Raw genomic sequence first — 17,929 nt, 5'->3', positions numbered from 1 at the left:
CACGGACGCCGCGGCGGTCACCCGTCGATGTCGGGCAGCGGACCGGCCCCCAGGTGGACGAGCAGGTCGCGCATCGGCGGCGCCAGGCCTCGCCAGTCGCGAACACAGACGCACAGCCGGCGACATGCCCAAGCCTCGCGCAGCGTGATCGCGCGATGGGGATGGCGGCGACGGTAACGCTGCGCGGCGCCAGCGGGCACGATGCCAACGCCGACGCCGCGCGCGACCAGCAGGCACAGGTCCTCGAAGGTCCGGACACGGATGCGGAACGCGAACGCGCGTCCGGCGTCCGCCGCGTGCGCGTCGAGGTGATCCTGCAATGCACTGCCCGGCGCCAGGCCGATGAACGGCAATGCGAGCGCATCGGCGAATGCCGCCTCGCGTACAGCGGCGAGCGGATGGTCGACCGGCACGATCAGCACCAGTCGGTCGTCCGCCACCGGCGCCAGATGCAGATCTCCGGCATCGACACTGTCGGCGACCACACCGGCCTCGATACGGCCCGAAGCGACCGCACGCACGATCTCTGCGCTGGTACGTTCTTTCAACTCGATGCGGACTGCCGGACGCGCCGCCAGCCACGGCGCCAGCGCCTCCGGCAGAAAACCGGTCGCCGCTGCGGTATTGGCGTACAGCCGCAAGGTTCCGCGCGCGCCCGCCGCGAAGGCCTGCAGTTCGTCGCGCAGCATGCCGTGCCGTCGCAGCATGCGCCGCGCATGGTGCGCGAGCGCCTCGCCGGCCTCGGTCGCGCGGACACCGCGGGCGTGCCGCTCGAGCAAGGCGATGCCGGCATCGGCCTCGATCCGCCGCAGCCGCTCGCTGGCCGAGGCCAGTGCCAGGTGCGCACGCGCCGCCCCCTGGCTGATGCTGCCGGCATCGACAATGTGCAGGAACAGGCGCAGGTCGGACAGGTCGATTCGCACGAGACCTCCAGGACACGACCTTCGGTCCATCCGAAGGGGCGCGCGGTCAAAACCGCATTGTGCCCGGCCCCGCCCCGGCGCCCAATGGCGCCATGGACACGGCGATCGCTTTCCCCCTCGCAGCACTGGTCGGCATCTTCCTGCTCGCAGGCGCGGTGAAGGGCCTGACTGGGATGGGCCTGCCCACGATCGCCATGGGACTGCTCGGGCTGGGCATGCCGCCCGCAGCGGCGGCGGCGATGCTGGTGGTGCCCTCGATGGTGACCAATGTCTGGCAACTGGCTGCCGGCCCCGACCTGGGACCGCTGACACGCCGGCTCTGGCCGATGCTGCTGGCGATCGTGGTCGGCACAATCGCCGGTGCCGGCGCACTGGCCACGACCGATCCGACCTGGTCGGGGTGCGCGTTGGGGCTGGCGCTCATCGCCTACGCCGGCCATGCCCTGCTCGCTCCGCCGCTGACCGTGCCTGCACGCCATGAGCGCTGGTGGTCGCCGACGGCCGGTCTCGCGACCGGACTGGTCACCGGCGCCACCGGCGTGTTCGTGATTCCAGCCGTACCGTACCTGCAGGCGCTGGGGCTGCAGCGCGATACGCTGGTGCAGGCACTGGGACTCTCGTTCACGGTCTCGACGCTGGCGCTGGCGATCGGGTTGGGCGCCCATGGCGCGTTCCGATTCGAACAGGCCGGTCTGTCGACGCTGGCGGTCGTGCCCGCGCTGGCCGGCATGTGGCTCGGCGGACGGCTGCGCCAGCGCATCCCGCCAGCGCGCTTTCGCGTCTGGTTCCTGGTCTGCCTGCTGCTGCTCGGCCTGGAACTCGCCTCGCGCCCTTGGCGCTGACCGATCCCATTGCCGCCATCCATCGCGCACCCGCTGACCTGCAGCAGCATTCAGGCTAGGATCGACACCGGCAACAGCGTGTCCGGTTCGGACGGCATCGTCCGGTGTCCTTGACCCACGGGGAGTGGTGATGGCGGTCGTCGTGCTTGCGATAAAGGAAACCGCACCTGGCGAACGCCGGGTGGCGCTGACGCCGGAGACGGTCCGGAAACTGACCGCCGCCGGGGCCACCGTGCTCGCCCAGCGCGGCCTGGGCGAAGGCGCGCATTTCGCCGATGCCGCCTATGCCGAGGCCGGCGCGCATCTGGTCGGCGACGAGGCGCTGCCGCAGGCCGACCTGGTGCTATGCGTGCAGGCCCCATCCAGCGACGCGATCACTCGGCTCAAGCCCGGCGCCGCCCTGATCGGCACCTTGCAACCCGATGCCGAGCCGGCACGCGCCGAGGCGCTGCGCACACGCGGCATCCTCGCCTTTCCGCTCGAACGGCTGCCGCGCACCACGCGCGCGCAGGCGATGGACGTGCTCAGCTCGCAGGCCGGCATGGCCGGCTACAAGGCGGTGCTGATCGGCGCGCAACTGGCGCCGCGGTTCTTCCCGATGCTGACCACCGCCGCCGGCACGATCCGGCCCTCGAAGGTGCTGGTGGTCGGTGCCGGTGTCGCCGGACTGCAGGCGATCGCGACCGCGCGGCGCCTGGGCGCGCAGGTCGAGGGCTTCGACGTGCGGCCCGAAACGCGCGAGCAGATCGAATCGCTGGGCGCACGCTTTCTTGACCTCGGCGTGAGCGCCGCCGGCGAGGGCGGCTATGCCCGCGCCCTGACCGATGAAGAGCGTGCCGAGCAGCAACGCCGCCTGGCCGCGCATCTGGCCGGCATCGATGTCGTGGTGTGCACTGCCGCCGTGCCTGGCCGGCGGGCGCCGACGATCATCGACGCCGACATGGTCGCCGGCATGCGGCCGGGCAGCGTGATCGTGGATCTGGCCGCCGAAACCGGCGGCAACTGCGCGGTCACCGTGCCCGGTCAGACCGTCGAGGTCGCAGGCGTCACGGTCACAGGCCCGTTGGATCTGGCGAGCCTGGGCGCGACCCACGCCAGCGAGATGTACGCACGCAACGTCCAGCACTTCGTATCGCTGCTGCTCGTCGATGGCGCTCTCGCGTTCGACTGGACCGACGAACTGCTGGCCCGGACGGTGTGGCCGCAGGTGCCGGCCACCGCCCCCACTTCCGGAGCTCCCGCATGATCGATGGATTCGTGGCGCTGTACATCGTGATGCTGGCCGCGATCGCCGGCCACGTGATCATTTCGCGCGTGCCGGTGATCCTGCACACGCCGCTGATGTCGGGGTCGAACTTCATCCACGGCATCGTGCTGATCGGTGCGATGGTCGTGCTCGGCCATGCCGACACGACGCTCGAGAAGGCGATCGGCTTCCTCGCGGTGCTGATGGGCGCGGGCAACGCCGCCGGCGGCTATGTCGTCACCGAGCGGATGCTGGAGATGTTCAAGCCCACCGCCAAGCGGAGCGACGCGCCGTGACCGACCTGCCCGTCTTTCCACCGTCGCGGCGCCTGCCCTCGGCCCGTAGCGTGTTCCAGTGGCTGAGCTACCTCCAGTACCCGGCATTACTGGTGGCGCTGTACTACGCCGTGCGCGCCGGCCTCGCCGCCGGCGCCTCGGGACGGGCCGGCTGGGGGCCGGTCTACGAGGCGGCGAACATGGTGTTGCTGCATGCCGGCATCGGCATCGGCCTGTCGTCGCTGCAGGACCCGACCAAGACTCAGAACGCATTCTCGCGTCGGGTCTGGGAAGACCCGCGCAAGGGGCGCTGGATGCTGGGACTGCTGGCCGTCTATGCGCTCGGCGCGATGGCGCTGGGCCTGATCGGCGCCTATGTGGCCGGCGACCCGGTGGTCGGCCAATTGTCGCTAGGCCTGCTCGCGTTCGGCTTAGGGATGATCGGCCTGCTCAAGACCGCGATGGAAATGCGTGAGCACCATCGACTCGACCGCATCCCGTCTCCGATGACGGGCGCCACGATGGTGACGACACGATGAGCGGCCTCGATCTGCGCGCAGGACTGATCGCGGCAAGTTACTTCATCGCCGCAACGCTGTTCCTGCTCGGTTTGCAGCGCATGGCCTCGCCGAAGACCGCGCGCTCGGGCATCCAGTGGGCCGGCGTGGGCATGCTGCTGGCGACCGCGGCGACGTTCTTCGTGCCGGGCCTGCACAACCTCGGCCTGATGGCGACGGCGATCGCGCTGGGCACCGTGCTGGCCTGGGTGTCGGGCAAGAAAGTCGCGATCACCGACATGCCGCAGATGGTCGCGCTCTACAACGGTCTGGGCGGCGGCTCGGCGGCAGCGATCGGCGCGGTCGAGCTGCTGCGCTGGTCGCAGCATGCCGGCGCACCCGCCTCGGTGCCGCTGGTGCTGGCGACGCTGGGCGCACTGATCGGCGCGATCGCACTGTCGGGCTCGGTGATCGCCTGGGCCAAGCTCGACGGGCGCATGGACAAGCGCTACGCCTTTCCCGGGCAGCAACTGTTCAACCTGGCGGTGTTCGTCGCCGCGCTCATCATAGGCGGGCTGGTCGTGCATGCGCTTGAGCTGCCGGCGATCGTCGCGTTCTTCGTCTTGGCGCTCGCGTTGGGCGTGCTGATGACGCTGCCGATCGGCGGCGCCGACATGCCGGTGGTGATCTCGCTGTACAACGCGCTGACCGGCCTGGCGGTGGCCTTCGAAGGCTACGTGCTGGGCAATGAGGCGCTGATGATCGCCGGCACGATGGTCGGCGCGGCCGGCATGCTGTTGACCCGGCTGATGGCCAAGGCGATGAACCGCTCGATCCGCAGCGTGCTGTTTTCCAACTTCGGCCCCGGCGCGCAGGCGCAGGCGATCGAGGGCACGCAGAAGCCGATCGAGGCCGGCGACGTGGCGGCGATGATGGCCTATGCCGAGCGGGTGGTGATCGTGCCCGGCTACGGCATGGCCGTGGCCCAGGCGCAGCACAAGATCCGCGAACTGAGCCAGCGCCTGATCGAGCGTGGGGTCAAGGTCAAGTTTGCGATCCACCCGGTCGCCGGGCGCATGCCCGGGCACATGAACGTGCTGCTGGCCGAAGCCGGGGTGCCCTACGACCTGATCGTCGACATGGACGACATCAACCCCGAGTTCGCCAACACCGACGTGACCCTGGTCATCGGCGCCAACGACGTCGTCAATCCGGTCGCCAAGACCGACCCGGCGAGCCCGATCTACGGCATGCCGATCCTGGACGTGATCGATTCGAAGCATGTCGTGGTCATCAAGCGTGGCAAGGGCACGGGCTTTGCCGGCATCGAGAACGCGCTGTTCTACGCCGACAATACCCGCATGCTCTACGGCGACGGCGCCGAGGTGGCCGGCGCCCTGGTCACCGAGCTCAAGGCGCTCGACGGCGGGCATTAGCCCCGCCGTTGGCGTGCGGCCGTTCGTTTCTGCCCCGACCGTCACACCTGACCAGAGGTCGTGATGGCCGCATGCCGAGCCGCCCGGCGTAATCGGCGATGAACCGTGGCGCCTCGCCCAACGATCTGCCGGGTCCGCGTCAACCGTCGACGCCATGAGGCGTTGTTCAGGACGACCCCGCCCGTGGCGCAACGACCCGACGATGGATGGCAGCCGCCCGTTCGACCCGCAGACGCATGCCGTGCACGGTAGGCTGGCGCCGGTGAGCGCTCCCCTGCCCGCGGCGACGGCCGCCCCCGACCCCGGGCCGCCGGCCACAATCGAAGCGTTCCTGGCGAGCGTGGAGCGTCGGGCGTTCCGTTTCGCCGAACTCGGCCTGCGCCATCGCGACGACGCGCTCGACGTGGTGCAGGACGCGATGATCCGGATGCTGGGCTATCGCGACCGGCCGGCGTCGGAATGGACGCCGCTGTTCTGGACCGTGCTGCGCAGTCGGATCGTCGACACCCAGCGCCGGCGCACCTTCCGGCTGAGCTGGCTCACCGACGCACGCACACCTGATGGCGAGGAGATCGACTGGGCCGATGCCGGCCCCGACCCGTCGCGTTCACACGACGGCCGAGAGGCCTGGCAGCGGCTGGCCGAGGCGCTGCGCCAGCTGCCGCGCCGCCAGCGCGAGGCGTTCACGCTGCGAGTGCTGGAGGAATTCGACGTCGGGACCACCGCCCGCATCATGGGATGCGGCGAGGGCTCGGTGAAAACCCATCTGTTCCGTGCCCGCGAGGCGCTGCAGACGCAATTGGAGGAGTTTCGATGATCCGCCCGAATCAACCGCACACCGCCGCAGACGGGGACGCCGCACTGCGTGCGCTCTACGGCCATGCGCAGGCGCAGATCTCGGCCGGCACCACCGCGCGCCTGCATCGCGCGCGTCATGCCGCCACAACCGCCACGTCGGCGCGACGTCGCTGGGCCTGGCCGGCCGCCGCCGGCTTCGCCGCGCTGTTCGCGCTGGCGATCGGCATGCAGTCGCTTGCCCCGCCGCCGCACAGCGCCGCGCCCACACCGGTCCTGGCCGAGGCCGAAGGCGCTGCCGCGCTCGACGACGGCATGGCCGATGCCCTGGCGACGTACGAGGAATCGCCGGATTTCTACCTGTGGCTCGCCGCCAACGAGTCCACCTTGCTTGCGATGGAGTGACCCATGCACCTGCCTTCCCGCTTCCTGCGCACGGTCCTGCTGCTGGGCAGCCTGTCGGTGACCGGCCTTGCGGCCGCCCAGCCCGGCCCGGCCCTGCCCGACTGGGACCGGCTCACGCCCGAACAACGCGAGCAGCTCGTGGCGCCGATCCGGGACCGCTGGAACCACGCCGACGCTGACGAGCGTCATCGGATGATCGAGCACGCCCGGCGCTGGCAGGCGATGACGCCGACCGAGCGCACGAACGCCCGCCACGGCATGCACAGCTGGAAGCGCCTGCCGCCGGAACAGCGCGAGGAAGCCCGCGCGTTGTACACCAGGCTGCGCACGCTGCCCGAGGCCGAGCGCGCCGCGCTGCGCGAACGCTGGCAACAGATGACGCCCGAACAGCGCCGCCGCTGGGCGCAGGCCAATCCGGCACCCGAGCCGCGCGAGGGGGCAAGGCCCCCGCACTGACACCGACTCCGGCCTGCGTGTCGCTGCCGGACGCGGCGATCAGCCCACAGCCATGCTGTCGCCGTCGTCGTTGGCCGCACTCAGGTGCTGCCAGAGATGCTTCATGGCCTCGTCGAACGGGGCATCGATCGAACGCACGAGCGCACGCCCGGCCCCGACCAAGGCGGCCAGTTCCTCGGGCGAGACGACCATCCGACGCACACCGCGCCGGTTGACGATCAGCAGCCGCGAGGTCAGCGGACTGATCCATGCCACCCGGGCCACCGATTGGCGTCCGTGCTCGTCGATCAGCCGCAGGCCCTGGCCGGGGCGCAACTGGCGCATCCGTGCCGCGATGGTCGGATCGAATGCCGGCGTCGCAGTGCCGTCCACCAGGCGCAGCAGCGGATCGGACGGCTCGTCCAGCGCCTCGTCCTCCGGCAACGGTGTGTGCATGCGCCGGGGCGCATCGCAACGCGCGAGTGCGGCGACGATGCGCGTGACCTCCTCGCGCGCGGCGGCCGCATCGAGGCCACCGCTGGCGTAGCAATCGGCCAGCGGCCCCTGCAGCGCGCGCAGGGACGCGGCCACCGCGGCGCCATCGGCCGCGGCGGCATCGAGGTCGATGCCGATCATCGCGTCGCCGATCGCGACCGCGGCGCGGTGACGCGGCGAATCGGGGCCGTCGCGCAGCCAGGTCTGGGTCAAGTGGTGGCGCCAGTGCTGGTCGAGAAAGCGAGCGACGGCTTCGGTCAGCGGTTGCGCGCTCATGCGCTCGGCCACGAGGTCGGCCACGCCGCGGCGTGCCTGTTGCAGGCGTTCGCGACCATGGATCGCTTCGGCGGCGCGTCGCTCGGCGACCTCCGTACGACGGCGTTGCTGGTCCAGCCGCTCGCGCAATTCCTCGGCCGCGAGCGCAAACACCGCCTGGTCGGTTTCGTATTCCTCCACAACCCGGTCGACGAGCCGCCCAGCATGCTCGAGCAGGTCGCGGTCGAGCGCGGTATCGCCGGTATTGCCGTCGCAGGCCTCGGTGACCGCATCGAGCAGCCGGCGCGCCGGATGGCCGCGCTGGCTGAACATCGATTCGTCGGTCAAGGCCACCTTGAGGCAGGGCATGACCAGTCGGCCGTAGAGATCGCGCGCCTGCTGCATCAAGTCATTGGCCTCGAACAGCGCCTGGAACAGCAGGCCGACCAGGTCGATCGCGTCCTCGTCGTCATCGCTCAGTGGTGCGCGGTCGGGATCGACGCCGACACCGCGCAGACCGCGCGCGAGCTCGAGCCGGATCACTTCGCCCAGCCGTCGGCGGTCGTCCCCGGCCAGCACGCGGGCATACGGCGAGGGGTCGTCGCCCTGCAGCAGCCGCGCAACGCTGAGCAGCTTCGCTGCCTCGACGGCCGGTATCGCGAGGGGTGGCACATCGCGCGCGGGCGCTTCCTCCGAGTGGGGCGCCGGCATGCGCGCGAGCTGCGCCCGCCAGCGATGCAACTGCGCCCGCACCAGCGCAAGCTCAGCGCCCTGCGGATCGGGATCGGTCGTGTCAGGACCACCGGCAGCCAACAGCCGTGCCAGATCCGCAGACAATGGCCCCTGCGCCGGCTGGGCGGTCGCGCGCGCGACGTCGGCCGCATCGACCCGCGCCTCGGCCAGCCCGCCCTCGGGTTGCCACGCGGGTGCGCGATCACCACGGTCGGCAGCCGGTGTCATCGGCACCGGCCCGAACGCGGCGTCGAGCAGGGCATCGGCGCGAGCGTAGAGACCGGCCAGAACCGCCGGCAGCCGTGCACCGAGTTGCTGGAACAGCTGGGCGCGCAGATCGCGTGGCAGCACATCGGGATCGAGCAGACCGGCGAACGCCTGGACCGGCACGGCCGGACGCAGCGGATGCGCCGCGCCGTCGGCGAGCCCGAGGCGCGATGCCAGCATTGCCATCCGGCCGTCGAGTACGGTCAGCGGGCCCAGCCACTGGTGTTCGAGCAGGTCGACCTGCTGCTGGACCGCCAGATGCAGCTCCAGTTGCCCCTCGGACATCAGCGCCATCGCATCGTGCGCCGGCCGCGACGGCGCCGCGCCGCGCCAACGCTCGAACGCCGCCTCGATCGCGGCACGGAAGCTCGCCGCCAGCACCGGCGCCCGCATGCGCAGTGCGCGCGCAGCCAATCGTGCGTCCTGTGCGGCCATGTAGTCGGCGGCGGCGCCAAGCGCATCGCGTTCGACTTGCGTCTCGACCTCGTCCCACAGCGTTGACAGCACCTCGCCCAGCGCCGTCACCGCGTCGCGTCGCAGTGCGTCGAACACCGCCTCGGGCTCGCCCGGCGTAGGTCGGCGCGAAGGCGGCGCCGGACCGATGTCGTGGGGATGCGTCATCTTGGGGGAGAATCGGGGGATGGGGCACAGCGCCCCCGCACTTAGCTTTCCGAAACCAGAGGCACAAGTCCGTGACGATACTCCCAAATGCTGAACGCCTTCTCGACGCGCTCGATGCGCGGCGCTCGGTGCCGGCGCGCCAGCTCAATGCGCCAGGACCCGACGACGCGACCCTGCAGCGCATGCTGCGCTCGGCGGTGCGGGTCCCCGACCACGGCAAGCGGGTGCCGTTCCGGTTCCTGCGCATCGCCGGCGATGCGCGCCACACACTCGGTGAACGGTTGGTGGCCCGCGCCCGTGCGCGCGATCCGGAGATCGGCGCCGCCGCGCTCGACAAGGACCGCCACCGGTTCTCGCACGCGCCGCTGGTGATCGCGGTCGTCGCGATCCTGGACCCGCACGACACCGCGATCCCCGACATCGAGCGCCTGCTGACCGCCGGCAGCGTGTGCTTTGCGCTGCTGCAGGCCGCGCAGGCCTGTGGCTTCGGCGCCTCCTGGCTGACCGGCTGGCCGGCTTACGACGGCGAGATCCTCGCCGCGCTTGGCCTGGGCGAGCACGAGCGCATCGCCGGCTTCATCCACATCGGCAGCCCGCGGTTGGATCCGCCCGAACGCGAACGCCCGGACCCGGCCGCGCTGCTGCAGGACTGGGTCGCACCGTGAGCCTGACGCCCCCCGCCGTCCAGTCGCCCGCCACGCCGCCGACCGCCCCGCTGTACCTGGTCGACGCCAGCCTCTACGTGTTTCGCGCCTGGCACTCGATGCCCGACGAGTTTCACGACGCCGAGGGCTGGCCGACCAATGCCGTGCAGGGCTTCGCACGGTTTCTCGCCGAACTGATCGAGCGCGAGCGCCCGCGCCACATCGCGGTCGCCTTCGACGAAGCGCTCGACAGCTGTTTCCGCAATCGCCTGTACCCGGCCTACAAGGCCAATCGCCCGCCCGCGCCCGACGCGCTGCGCCGGCAGTTCGCGCACTGCAAGGCGCTGTGCCGCGCGCTCGGCCTGGTCGTGCTCGCCGACACCGAGTACGAGGCCGATGATCTGATCGGCAGCGCGCTGCAGGCCGGTCGTAACCGCGCGCACCACGGCGTCATCGTCTCGGCCGACAAGGACCTGTCGCAATTGCTCCAGGGCGCCGACGAGCAGTGGGACTACGCTCGCGGCCAACGCTGGACGGCGGCCGGCGTACGTGCGCGCCATGGCGTGGAGGCGCACCAGATCGCCGACTACCTCGCGCTGTGCGGCGACGCGATCGACAACATCCCCGGCGTGCCGGGCATCGGCTGCAAGACCGCGGCCAGCCTGCTGCACCACTTCGGCACGCTTGACGCGCTGCTGGCGCGCAGCGACGAGATCGCGTTCCTGCGTTTCCGTGGTGCCGCCCAGGCGGGGGCGAAGTTGCGCCAGCATGCCGAAGCCGCGCAGTTGTATCGACAGCTGACGACGATCGCCTGCGATGCGCCACTGGGCGAGGGCGCGGACGGCTTCGCGCGGCGCGACGGCGATGCGCAGGCGTTGTCGGCGCTGTGCACCGCGCTGCGTTTCGGCCCGCTGACCCGGCGGCGCCTGTACGCCGCGGCCGGGCTGACGTGGGCGCCGGTGGCCGAAGCCTGACCGGCGCGCCGCAGCGTGCTACCGGCACTGCGGCCGGGCGACTACCATCGACGCATGACGAATCCGGATGCAGGACCCGCCGACGCGGCGGAAGTGCTTTACCAGGGCGACTGGCTGCGGCTGGTGCGCCGGGGCACGTGGGAATCGTGCGAACGCACCCACGGCGGCAACGGCATGGCGGTGCTGATCATTGCGGTCACGCCGGACGACGAGGTGCTGTTCGTCGAGCAGTACCGGGTGCCGCTGGGTGCGCGCACGATCGAGATGCCGGCCGGCCTGGTCGGCGACCACGGCAGCTCCGATTCGCTCGAGGACGCAGCCCGGCGCGAGCTGATTGAGGAGACCGGCTGGTCGGCCGGGCGTGTCGATGTGCTGCTGACCGGCCCGACGACGGCAGGCATGAGCAACGAGCGCGTGGCCTTCGTCCGCGCCCGCGAGCTGACCCGGGTCGGCGCCGGCGGCGGCATCGACGATGAGGCCATCATCGTCCACACCGTGCCGCGCGCCACCGCGCCGGCCTGGCTGATGCGCAAGCATGCCGAAGGCTACGAGCTCGACCTCAAACTCTGGGCGGGGCTGTGGATGATCGACCACCAGCCCGACGGCATGCCGGTCGACTGACGGTCACGGTGCCGGGCTACGCCGGGCACCGTCTGCACTCAGGCTTTCTTGAGGAACTCGGTGCGCAGCACCAGGCCCTTGACCTTCTCGGCGTTGCACTCGATCAGGTCGGCGTCGTCGGTGAGACGGATGTTCTTGACCAGCGTCCCGCGCTTGAGCGTGACGCTGGTGCCCTTGACCTTGAGGTCCTTGATCAGCGTGACCGAGTCGCCGTCGGCGAGCGTGGTGCCGTTGCTGTCCTTGACGACGAGGGTGTCTTCTTCCGACATGGTGCGATGTCCCGTGGTGCGCGCCGGCGTCCGGCGCATCGATGGAGGCACGCCACACGCGGATGCGTGGGCGCGGGTACTCGCGCCCGCGTGCGCGGGCGCAGTGGATCAGGCGAAGCGGTCGGTCGCGCGGACCAGCGCGTCGATGTTCTCGGCCTCGAACGCCGAGTGGCCCGAGGCCGGCGTGATCACCAGTTCCGCCTTCGGCCAGACCTGGTGCAGGTCCCAGGCGTTCTGCACCGGGCAGACGACATCGTAGCGGCCATGCACGATGACGCCCGGGATGTCGACGATGCGGTAGGCGTCGCGCAGCAGCTGGTCGTCGACTTCGAAGAAGCCCCCGTTGACGAAGTAGTGGTTCTCGATGCGCGCGAACGCGAGCGCGAACCGGGCATCGGCATGGCTGTCGGCGAAGTCCTCGTCGATATGCAGGAAGCTCGTGGCGCCTTCCCAGACGCTCCACGCGCGGGCGGCGTCCAGGCGCACGCCCTCGTCGTCGCTGGTCAGGCGCTTGTGGAACGCAGCGATCAGGTCGCCACGCTCATTGTGCGGAATCGCCGCGATGTACTGCTGCCAGGCTTCCGGGAACAGACGCGACGCACCCTCCTGGTAGAACCATTCCAGTTCCCAGCGACGCAGCATGAAAATGCCGCGCAACACCAGTTCGGTAACCCGGCGCGCGTGGCTCTGGGCATAGGCCAGCGCCAGCGTCGACCCCCACGAGCCGCCGAAGACCTGCCACTGCTCGATGCCCAGGTGCTCACGCAGACGCTCGATGTCGGCGACCAGATCCCAGGTGGTGTTGGCGACCAGATCGGCATGCGGCGTCGAGCGTCCGGCACCCCGCTGATCGAACAGTACGATGCGGTACTTCGCCGGATCGTGGAAGCAGCGCATCTTCGGGCTGCAACCGCCGCCCGGACCGCCATGCAGCAGCACGACCGGCTTGCCCTTCGGGTTGCCGCACTGTTCGTAGTACAGGACGTGTCGATCGTCGACGGCCAGCGAACCGGTGTCGTAGGGTTCGATGGCGGGATAGAGCTGTCGCATGCACGGGCATCCGAAAGGAACCGGCCGCCATTCTAACAGCCGCGGTCAGGCGCCCCCGGCGCGTCCGAAGGTCACGCGGTCGCGCTGCTCCAGATCGCACGCGGTCTCCACATCGCCAAGGCCTGCCGCTTCGAACAGCGCGCGCACCGCCGCGCCTTGCGCCAGCCCGTGTTCGACCAACAGCCAACCACCGGGCCGCAGGTGCGCGCAGGCCCCGCCGGCCAGCACGCGGATCGCGTCGAGGCCGTCGTCGCCCGAGGCCAGTGCGGTCGGCGGCTCGAAGCGCAGATCGCCCCGCGCCAGGTGTGGATCGTCCGCCTCGATGTACGGCGGGTTGCTGACCAGCACATCGAAGCGGCGGCCTGCGAGCGGCGCGTACCAATCGCCGGCCAGGAACGTCACGCGCGCGAGCCCCAGCTCGGCGGCATTGGCGCGCGCAACGGCGAGCGCGGCCTCGCTCAGGTCGGTGGCGACCACGTCGACGTCCGGGCGCTCGACCGCAAGCGCGAGCGCGACCGCACCGCTGCCGGTGCCCAGGTCGGCAACCGCGGCACCGGGGCCGGCCGGCAGCCGCGCCAGCGCCAGTTCGACCAGCCGCTCGGTCTCGGGCCTGGGAATCAGCGTGGCCGGCGATACCGCCAGGTCGAACCGCCAGAAGCCGCGACGCCCGATCAGGTAGGCGACCGGCTCGCCGGCAGCGCGACGCGCCACCAGTGCTTCGAAACGCGCAGCCTGCGCCGGCTCGATCGGGTCGTCGCCATGCGCGAACAGCCAGCTGTGCGGACGCCCGAGGGCGTGGGCGAGCAGCCAGCGCGCATCGGTGGCGTCGATGCGCGACGCGGCGGCGCGCAGCGCTGCATCGAGTCGGGGGGAAGGCGTATCCATGGCTTCACATCGTAGCGGTGCGGGCGTCGTGCATGGTGGTCGCCTTTTCCGCTCGAACGACTGTCGATGCTTTCCACCTTGCGCATCTGCGTTGCGGCGCTGTTCGCGCTCTCGCTGTCCGCCTGTCAGAGCGCGTTCTTCGCAGTCGTCAACCGGCACAGCGACCGACCTGCGATCAGCGTGGTCTACGACGCCGACCGCGCATTGTCGCTCGACGTCTATCGGCCGGCTGCACCGGTCAGCGGCGCCCCGGTCGTGGTGTTCTTCTACGGCGGTTCGTGGCGGCGTGGCAGCCGCGCGCAGTATCGCTTCGTCGGCAGCCGGTTGGCGCAGCACGGCGTCGTCGCGATCGTCGCCGACTACCGCACGTATCCGGCGGCCGGCTTTCCCGATTTCGTCGGCGATGCGGCGCAGGCGGTGCGTTGGACGCGCGACCATGCACAGGTCTACGGCGGCGATCCGCGCCGTCTGTTTGTCGCCGGGCACTCGGCCGGGGCGCAGATCGCAGCATTGCTAGGCACCGATGCGCGCCATCTTGCGGCAGTCGGCATGGTGCCGCGCGATCTGGCCGGGGTGATCGGTCTGGCCGGTCCCTACGATTTTTCGATCGGACCGCGCCTGGCGCCGGTGTTCGGGCCGCGCACGCAATGGCCCGACGCGATGGCGCTGCGGTTCGTCGATGGCGACGAGCCGCCATTCCTGTTGGTGCACGGCGATGCCGACCGCACGGTCGACGTGGACAACAGCCGGCGCCTGGACGCCGCGCTACGCGGTCACGGCGAGGCCTCGACGCTGCGGGTCTTGCCCGGCGCGCATCATTTCGCGCCCGCAGCGGCGTTCTACAACCCGGCGCGATCGCCAACGGTGCTGCCTGCGGTGCTGGACTTCGTGTCCACGACGGGGCCCACATCAGCGTCCGGACCAGATGCAGCCCGCAACGCGGCGCGCGCGCTGACCGACTGAGGGTCTTCTTTTGGGGTAGAGGGAAGACTGATTCTCCAGTTCGGACAGGCTGCTGCCCGCCGACAGAAGCCGCCTTCTCCTCTTTCACGGCCGTTACGCGGTCCGGCCACGCGACGCACGCCTCGCGTTCGCATGCCTTGACTCGACCGCGCGCACCTCACAACACCGGGGTCAGAGTGCAATTTTCGTCCCGCGAAATTGCACTCTGACCCCGGTTTTATGCTGACTGATCGAGCCGGGTCGTGTTCGGCGGCCACTACGACACACTGAGGCCGACGGCCAGCGACTCGTCCAGCGGGCGACTACGACGTCCATCCGAAGTCGGGTTGCAAGCGTTCATGGCAGCGGACTGGTGACCGGTGACCGCGTCAAGCGCGCCATGGATGGTGCGCGCCCGAGTCAAGGCAGGGAAAGCATGGATGGTGTGCGCGGCATTGCCGCGCATCCATGCGAGCGCCACGCGCGCTTTGCGTGGCCGGACCGTGCAGCGGCCTTGCAGAGGGGAGAGCGGTTTCCGGCCAGCAGGCGGCTGCCCATCAGCCCGTCCTCGCACTGCAGATAGACAAAATGAAGGCGGCCGAAGCCGCCTTCAAAGATTCCGTGACACGTGTGGGAGGGAGGTACGGACACGGAACGGGGTGTGCGGCCTGGACCGCCTGGGCTGGGCGGCGATAGCACGTCGACCAGCCCCTTGCGCCTGATATTGCTGCAGTGCAGCAGTCATTGCAAGCGTTTTCATTGTCGTACTCGCCGCACCCACAATCGATAGCCTGAACCTATCGATAGGATTCGACTTATCGATTTTACATATCGATAGAGCGCGCCTAACCTATGCGCAGCCGGTCTCTCCGGCCGCCGGCCGTCCACGGCCGCACCCTCTTCACCCAAGGAGTTTTCATGTCCCTCATCAACACCGAGATCAAGCCGTTCAAGGCCACCGCGTTCCAGAACGGCGAGTTCGTCGAAGTCAGCAACGAGAGCCTGAAGGGCAAGTGGTCGGTGCTGATCTTCATGCCGGCCGCCTTCACGTTCAATTGCCCGACCGAGGTCGAGGACGCGGCCGAGCATTACGCCGAGTTCCAGAAGGCCGGCGCCGAGGTCTACATCGTCACCACCGACACGCACTTCTCGCACAAGGTGTGGCACGAGACTTCGCCTGCCGTCGGCAAGGCGCAGTTCCCGCTGGTCGGCGACCCCACCCACCAGCTGACGCGCGCGTTCGGCGTGCACATCGAGGAAGAAGGCCTCGCACTGCGCGGCACATTCATCATCAACCCCGACGGCGTGATCAAGACGCTGGAAATCCACGACAACGCGATCGCCCGCGACGTGACCGAGACCCTGCGCAAGCTCAAGGCCGCCCAGTACGTTGCCGCCCATCCCAACGAGGTCTGCCCGGCCAAGTGGAAGGAAGGCGAGAAGACCCTCGCACCGTCGCTGGATCTGGTCGGCAAGATCTGATCCGCGTGCCGGCCGCGGCGCCTGCCGCGGCCGCCTCCGTCCCCGTTTCGGGGATGGAGGCGAACCGGAGCCCGTGTGCGCTCGCGCGGTCTCCGGTTCGCCTCCCTCCCGCCGTCCGATGTGCCATCACGGCACGTCGCGTACCGCCCCACCCTGCCTCCAGGAGCCGACCATGTTGGAAGCCGACCTCAAAGCCCAGCTCAAGGGCTACCTGGCCCGCGCCGTGCGCCCGATCCACATCGTGGCCTCGCTCGACGACGGCCCCAAGTCCGCCGAGCTGCGCAGCCTGCTCGACGACCTCGCCGAAGCCAGCGATCGCATCACGATCGACCTGGACGGCGACGACGCGCGGCGTCCGTCGTTCGCGCTGACCTCGCCCGGTCACGACATTTCGCTGCGCTTCGCCGGCCTGCCGATGGGGCATGAGTTCACCTCGCTGGTGCTGGCGCTGCTGCAGGTCGGCGGCCATCCGTCGAAGGCCGCGCAGGAGACGCTCGAACAGGTCGCCGCGCTCGAGGGCGACTACCTGTTCGAAACCTATTACTCGTTGTCGTGCCAGAACTGCCCGGACGTGGTGCAGGCGCTGAATCTGGCGGCGGTACTCAATCCACGCATCCGCCACGTGGCCATCGACGGCGCCCTGTTCCAGGACGAAGTCGAGGCGCGCGAGATCATGTCGGTGCCCACCGTGTTCCTCAACGGCGAAAAGTTCGATCAGGGCCGGATGACGCTCGAGCAGATCGTCGCCAAGCTCGACACCGGTGCGGCGAAACGCGAGGCCGCAAAGATCGCCGACAAGGCGCCGTTCGAGGTGCTGGTCGTGGGCGGCGGTCCGGCTGGCGCGGCCGCGGCGATCTACGCCGCGCGCAAGGGCATCCGTACCGGTATCGCCGCAGAGCGTTTCGGCGGCCAGGTGCTCGACACGATGGCGATCGAGAATTTCATCTCGGTCAAGGAGACCGAGGGCCCGAAGCTCGCCACTGCACTCGAGCAACACGTGCGTGAGTACGAGGTCGACATCATGAACCTGCAGCGCGGCACGCGGCTGGTGCCGGCCGGCGACGACGGGCTGATCGAGGTGCAACTGGAGAACGGCGCGTCGCTGCGCTCGCGTACCGTCGTGCTGGCCACTGGCGCGCGCTGGCGGCAGATGAACGTGCCGGGTGAGGACCAGTACCGCAACAAGGGCGTAGCCTACTGCCCGCATTGCGACGGACCGCTGTTCAAGGGCAAGCGCGTGGCGGTGATCGGCGGCGGCAACTCCGGCGTCGAGGCTGCGATCGACCTGGCCGGCATCGTCGCCCACGTCACGCTGATCGAGTTCGACGCGCAGCTGCGCGCCGACGAGGTGCTGCAGCGCAAGCTGCGCAGCCTGGCGAATGTGCGCATCGTCACCAGCGCGCAGACCACCGAGGTGCTCGGCGACGGCAGCCGGGTCAATGGTCTGGTGTACCGCGACCGCGTTGGCGGCAGCGACCATCGTGTCGAGCTCGAAGGCGTGTTCGTGCAGATCGGCCTGCTGCCCAATACCGAATGGTTGAAGGGCGTGGTCGAGCTGAGCCCGCGCGGCGAGATCGTCGTCGATGCCCGCGGCCAGACCAGCGTGCCGGGCGTGTTCGCCGCCGGCGATGCGACCACAGTGCCTTACAAGCAGATCGTCATCGCGATGGGTGAAGGGTCGAAGGCGGCGCTGAGCGCGTTCGACCATCTGATCCGGCACTCCGCGCCGGCCGCTCAGGCCGCGGCCGCCTGAGCATGGGCGCGCCCGCAGACCATGCGGCCTGCCCGGTCGTCGCTTCGCGGCGACCGGGCAGCGCGTCGGCGCGGGGCACGCAGCG

General features: G+C 70.0%; 19 protein-coding genes. 14 read left to right on the top strand and 5 right to left on the bottom strand.

Going from position 1 to position 17,929, the window contains the following annotated elements:
- Nucleotides 1-17: 17 nt before the first annotated feature.
- Entirely contained in the window at nucleotides 18-923 is a 906-nt protein-coding gene (locus tag BEN78_10440) for a LysR family transcriptional regulator (GenBank protein ASR43725.1), read from the bottom strand.
- A gap of 92 nt (nucleotides 924-1,015) precedes the next feature.
- Here BEN78_10440 and BEN78_10435 point away from each other — a divergent pair, with 92 nt between their 5' ends.
- From BEN78_10435 to BEN78_10400, 8 genes are all read left to right on the top strand, one after another.
- Nucleotides 1,016-1,765, top strand: a complete 750-nt coding sequence (locus BEN78_10435; GenBank protein ASR43724.1) for a hypothetical protein — start codon at nucleotides 1,016-1,018, stop codon at nucleotides 1,763-1,765.
- Nucleotides 1,766-1,895: 130 nt separating this feature from the next.
- Complete coding sequence (locus BEN78_10430) at nucleotides 1,896-3,011, top strand: NAD(P) transhydrogenase subunit alpha (GenBank protein ASR43723.1); 1,116 nt, start codon at nucleotides 1,896-1,898, stop codon at nucleotides 3,009-3,011.
- Complete coding sequence (locus tag BEN78_10425) at nucleotides 3,008-3,307, top strand: NAD(P)(+) transhydrogenase (protein ASR43722.1); 300 nt, start codon at nucleotides 3,008-3,010, stop codon at nucleotides 3,305-3,307. The genes BEN78_10430 and BEN78_10425 overlap by 4 nt, the downstream gene beginning before the upstream one ends.
- Nucleotides 3,308-3,339: 32 nt before the next feature.
- Nucleotides 3,340-3,825 (top strand): hypothetical protein, encoded by a 486-nt coding sequence (locus BEN78_10420; GenBank protein ASR45076.1) that lies wholly within the window; start codon nucleotides 3,340-3,342, stop codon nucleotides 3,823-3,825.
- Nucleotides 3,822-5,219 (top strand): NAD(P) transhydrogenase subunit beta, encoded by a 1,398-nt coding sequence (locus tag BEN78_10415; protein ID ASR43721.1) that lies wholly within the window; start codon nucleotides 3,822-3,824, stop codon nucleotides 5,217-5,219. Before BEN78_10420 ends, BEN78_10415 begins: the two co-directional genes overlap by 4 nt.
- Before the next feature lie 262 nt (nucleotides 5,220-5,481).
- Nucleotides 5,482-6,036 carry an RNA polymerase sigma factor gene (locus BEN78_10410; GenBank protein ID ASR45075.1) on the top strand — a complete coding sequence of 185 codons (555 nt, stop codon included), beginning with the start codon at nucleotides 5,482-5,484 and terminating at the stop codon, nucleotides 6,034-6,036.
- Entirely contained in the window at nucleotides 6,033-6,419 is a 387-nt protein-coding gene (locus tag BEN78_10405; protein ID ASR43720.1) for a hypothetical protein, read from the top strand. The genes BEN78_10410 and BEN78_10405 overlap by 4 nt, the downstream gene beginning before the upstream one ends.
- A gap of 3 nt (nucleotides 6,420-6,422) precedes the next feature.
- On the top strand, nucleotides 6,423-6,875 hold the full coding sequence (locus tag BEN78_10400; GenBank protein ASR43719.1) for a hypothetical protein: 453 nt from the start codon (nucleotides 6,423-6,425) through the stop codon (nucleotides 6,873-6,875).
- 39 nt (nucleotides 6,876-6,914) lie between these two features.
- Here the strand turns inward: BEN78_10400 and BEN78_10395 are convergent, their stop codons facing one another.
- Complete coding sequence (locus tag BEN78_10395) at nucleotides 6,915-9,224, bottom strand: hypothetical protein (GenBank protein ID ASR43718.1); 2,310 nt, start codon at nucleotides 9,222-9,224, stop codon at nucleotides 6,915-6,917.
- Nucleotides 9,225-9,301: 77 nt separating this feature from the next.
- Here BEN78_10395 and BEN78_10390 point away from each other — a divergent pair, with 77 nt between their 5' ends.
- From BEN78_10390 to BEN78_10380, 3 genes are read left to right on the top strand one after another with little or no spacing between them, the layout of a single operon-like run.
- On the top strand, nucleotides 9,302-9,889 hold the full coding sequence (locus BEN78_10390; GenBank protein ID ASR45074.1) for a nitroreductase: 588 nt from the start codon (nucleotides 9,302-9,304) through the stop codon (nucleotides 9,887-9,889).
- Nucleotides 9,886-10,842 carry an exodeoxyribonuclease IX gene (locus tag BEN78_10385; GenBank protein ID ASR43717.1) on the top strand — a complete coding sequence of 319 codons (957 nt, stop codon included), beginning with the start codon at nucleotides 9,886-9,888 and terminating at the stop codon, nucleotides 10,840-10,842. The genes BEN78_10390 and BEN78_10385 overlap by 4 nt, the downstream gene beginning before the upstream one ends.
- A gap of 54 nt (nucleotides 10,843-10,896) precedes the next feature.
- A complete protein-coding gene (locus BEN78_10380; GenBank protein ASR43716.1) occupies nucleotides 10,897-11,463 on the top strand; it encodes a DNA mismatch repair protein MutT in 567 nt (188 codons plus the stop codon).
- A gap of 38 nt (nucleotides 11,464-11,501) precedes the next feature.
- On the opposite strand, the gene BEN78_10375 is transcribed toward BEN78_10380, so the two are convergent.
- The 3 genes from BEN78_10375 to BEN78_10365 form a co-directional block, all read right to left on the bottom strand.
- A complete protein-coding gene (locus BEN78_10375) occupies nucleotides 11,502-11,732 on the bottom strand; it encodes a PhnA protein (protein ASR45073.1) in 231 nt (76 codons plus the stop codon).
- A gap of 108 nt (nucleotides 11,733-11,840) precedes the next feature.
- A complete protein-coding gene (locus tag BEN78_10370) occupies nucleotides 11,841-12,782 on the bottom strand; it encodes a prolyl aminopeptidase (GenBank protein ID ASR43715.1) in 942 nt (313 codons plus the stop codon).
- Nucleotides 12,783-12,827: 45 nt separating this feature from the next.
- Nucleotides 12,828-13,667, bottom strand: a complete 840-nt coding sequence (locus BEN78_10365; GenBank protein ASR43714.1) for a protein-(glutamine-N5) methyltransferase, release factor-specific — start codon at nucleotides 13,665-13,667, stop codon at nucleotides 12,828-12,830.
- A 66-nt stretch (nucleotides 13,668-13,733) separates the two neighbouring features.
- Here BEN78_10365 and BEN78_10360 point away from each other — a divergent pair, with 66 nt between their 5' ends.
- The 3 genes from BEN78_10360 to BEN78_10350 all read left to right on the top strand — a co-directional run bounded on the left by BEN78_10360 (nucleotide 13,734) and on the right by BEN78_10350 (nucleotide 17,844).
- Nucleotides 13,734-14,630 carry a hypothetical protein gene (locus BEN78_10360; GenBank protein ASR43713.1) on the top strand — a complete coding sequence of 299 codons (897 nt, stop codon included), beginning with the start codon at nucleotides 13,734-13,736 and terminating at the stop codon, nucleotides 14,628-14,630.
- Between the two features lie 897 nt (nucleotides 14,631-15,527).
- Complete coding sequence (locus tag BEN78_10355; protein ASR43712.1) at nucleotides 15,528-16,091, top strand: peroxiredoxin; 564 nt, start codon at nucleotides 15,528-15,530, stop codon at nucleotides 16,089-16,091.
- A gap of 172 nt (nucleotides 16,092-16,263) precedes the next feature.
- Complete coding sequence (locus BEN78_10350) at nucleotides 16,264-17,844, top strand: alkyl hydroperoxide reductase subunit F (protein ASR43711.1); 1,581 nt, start codon at nucleotides 16,264-16,266, stop codon at nucleotides 17,842-17,844.
- Nucleotides 17,845-17,929 lie beyond the last annotated feature (85 nt).

The organism is Xanthomonas citri pv. mangiferaeindicae (assembly GCA_002240395.1).
In the GTDB taxonomy this organism is placed as follows: domain Bacteria; phylum Pseudomonadota; class Gammaproteobacteria; order Xanthomonadales; family Xanthomonadaceae; genus Luteimonas; species Luteimonas citri_A.
The sequence above is the reverse complement of the archived record's forward strand: the minus strand, read 5'-3'. Positions and strand labels throughout refer to the sequence as shown.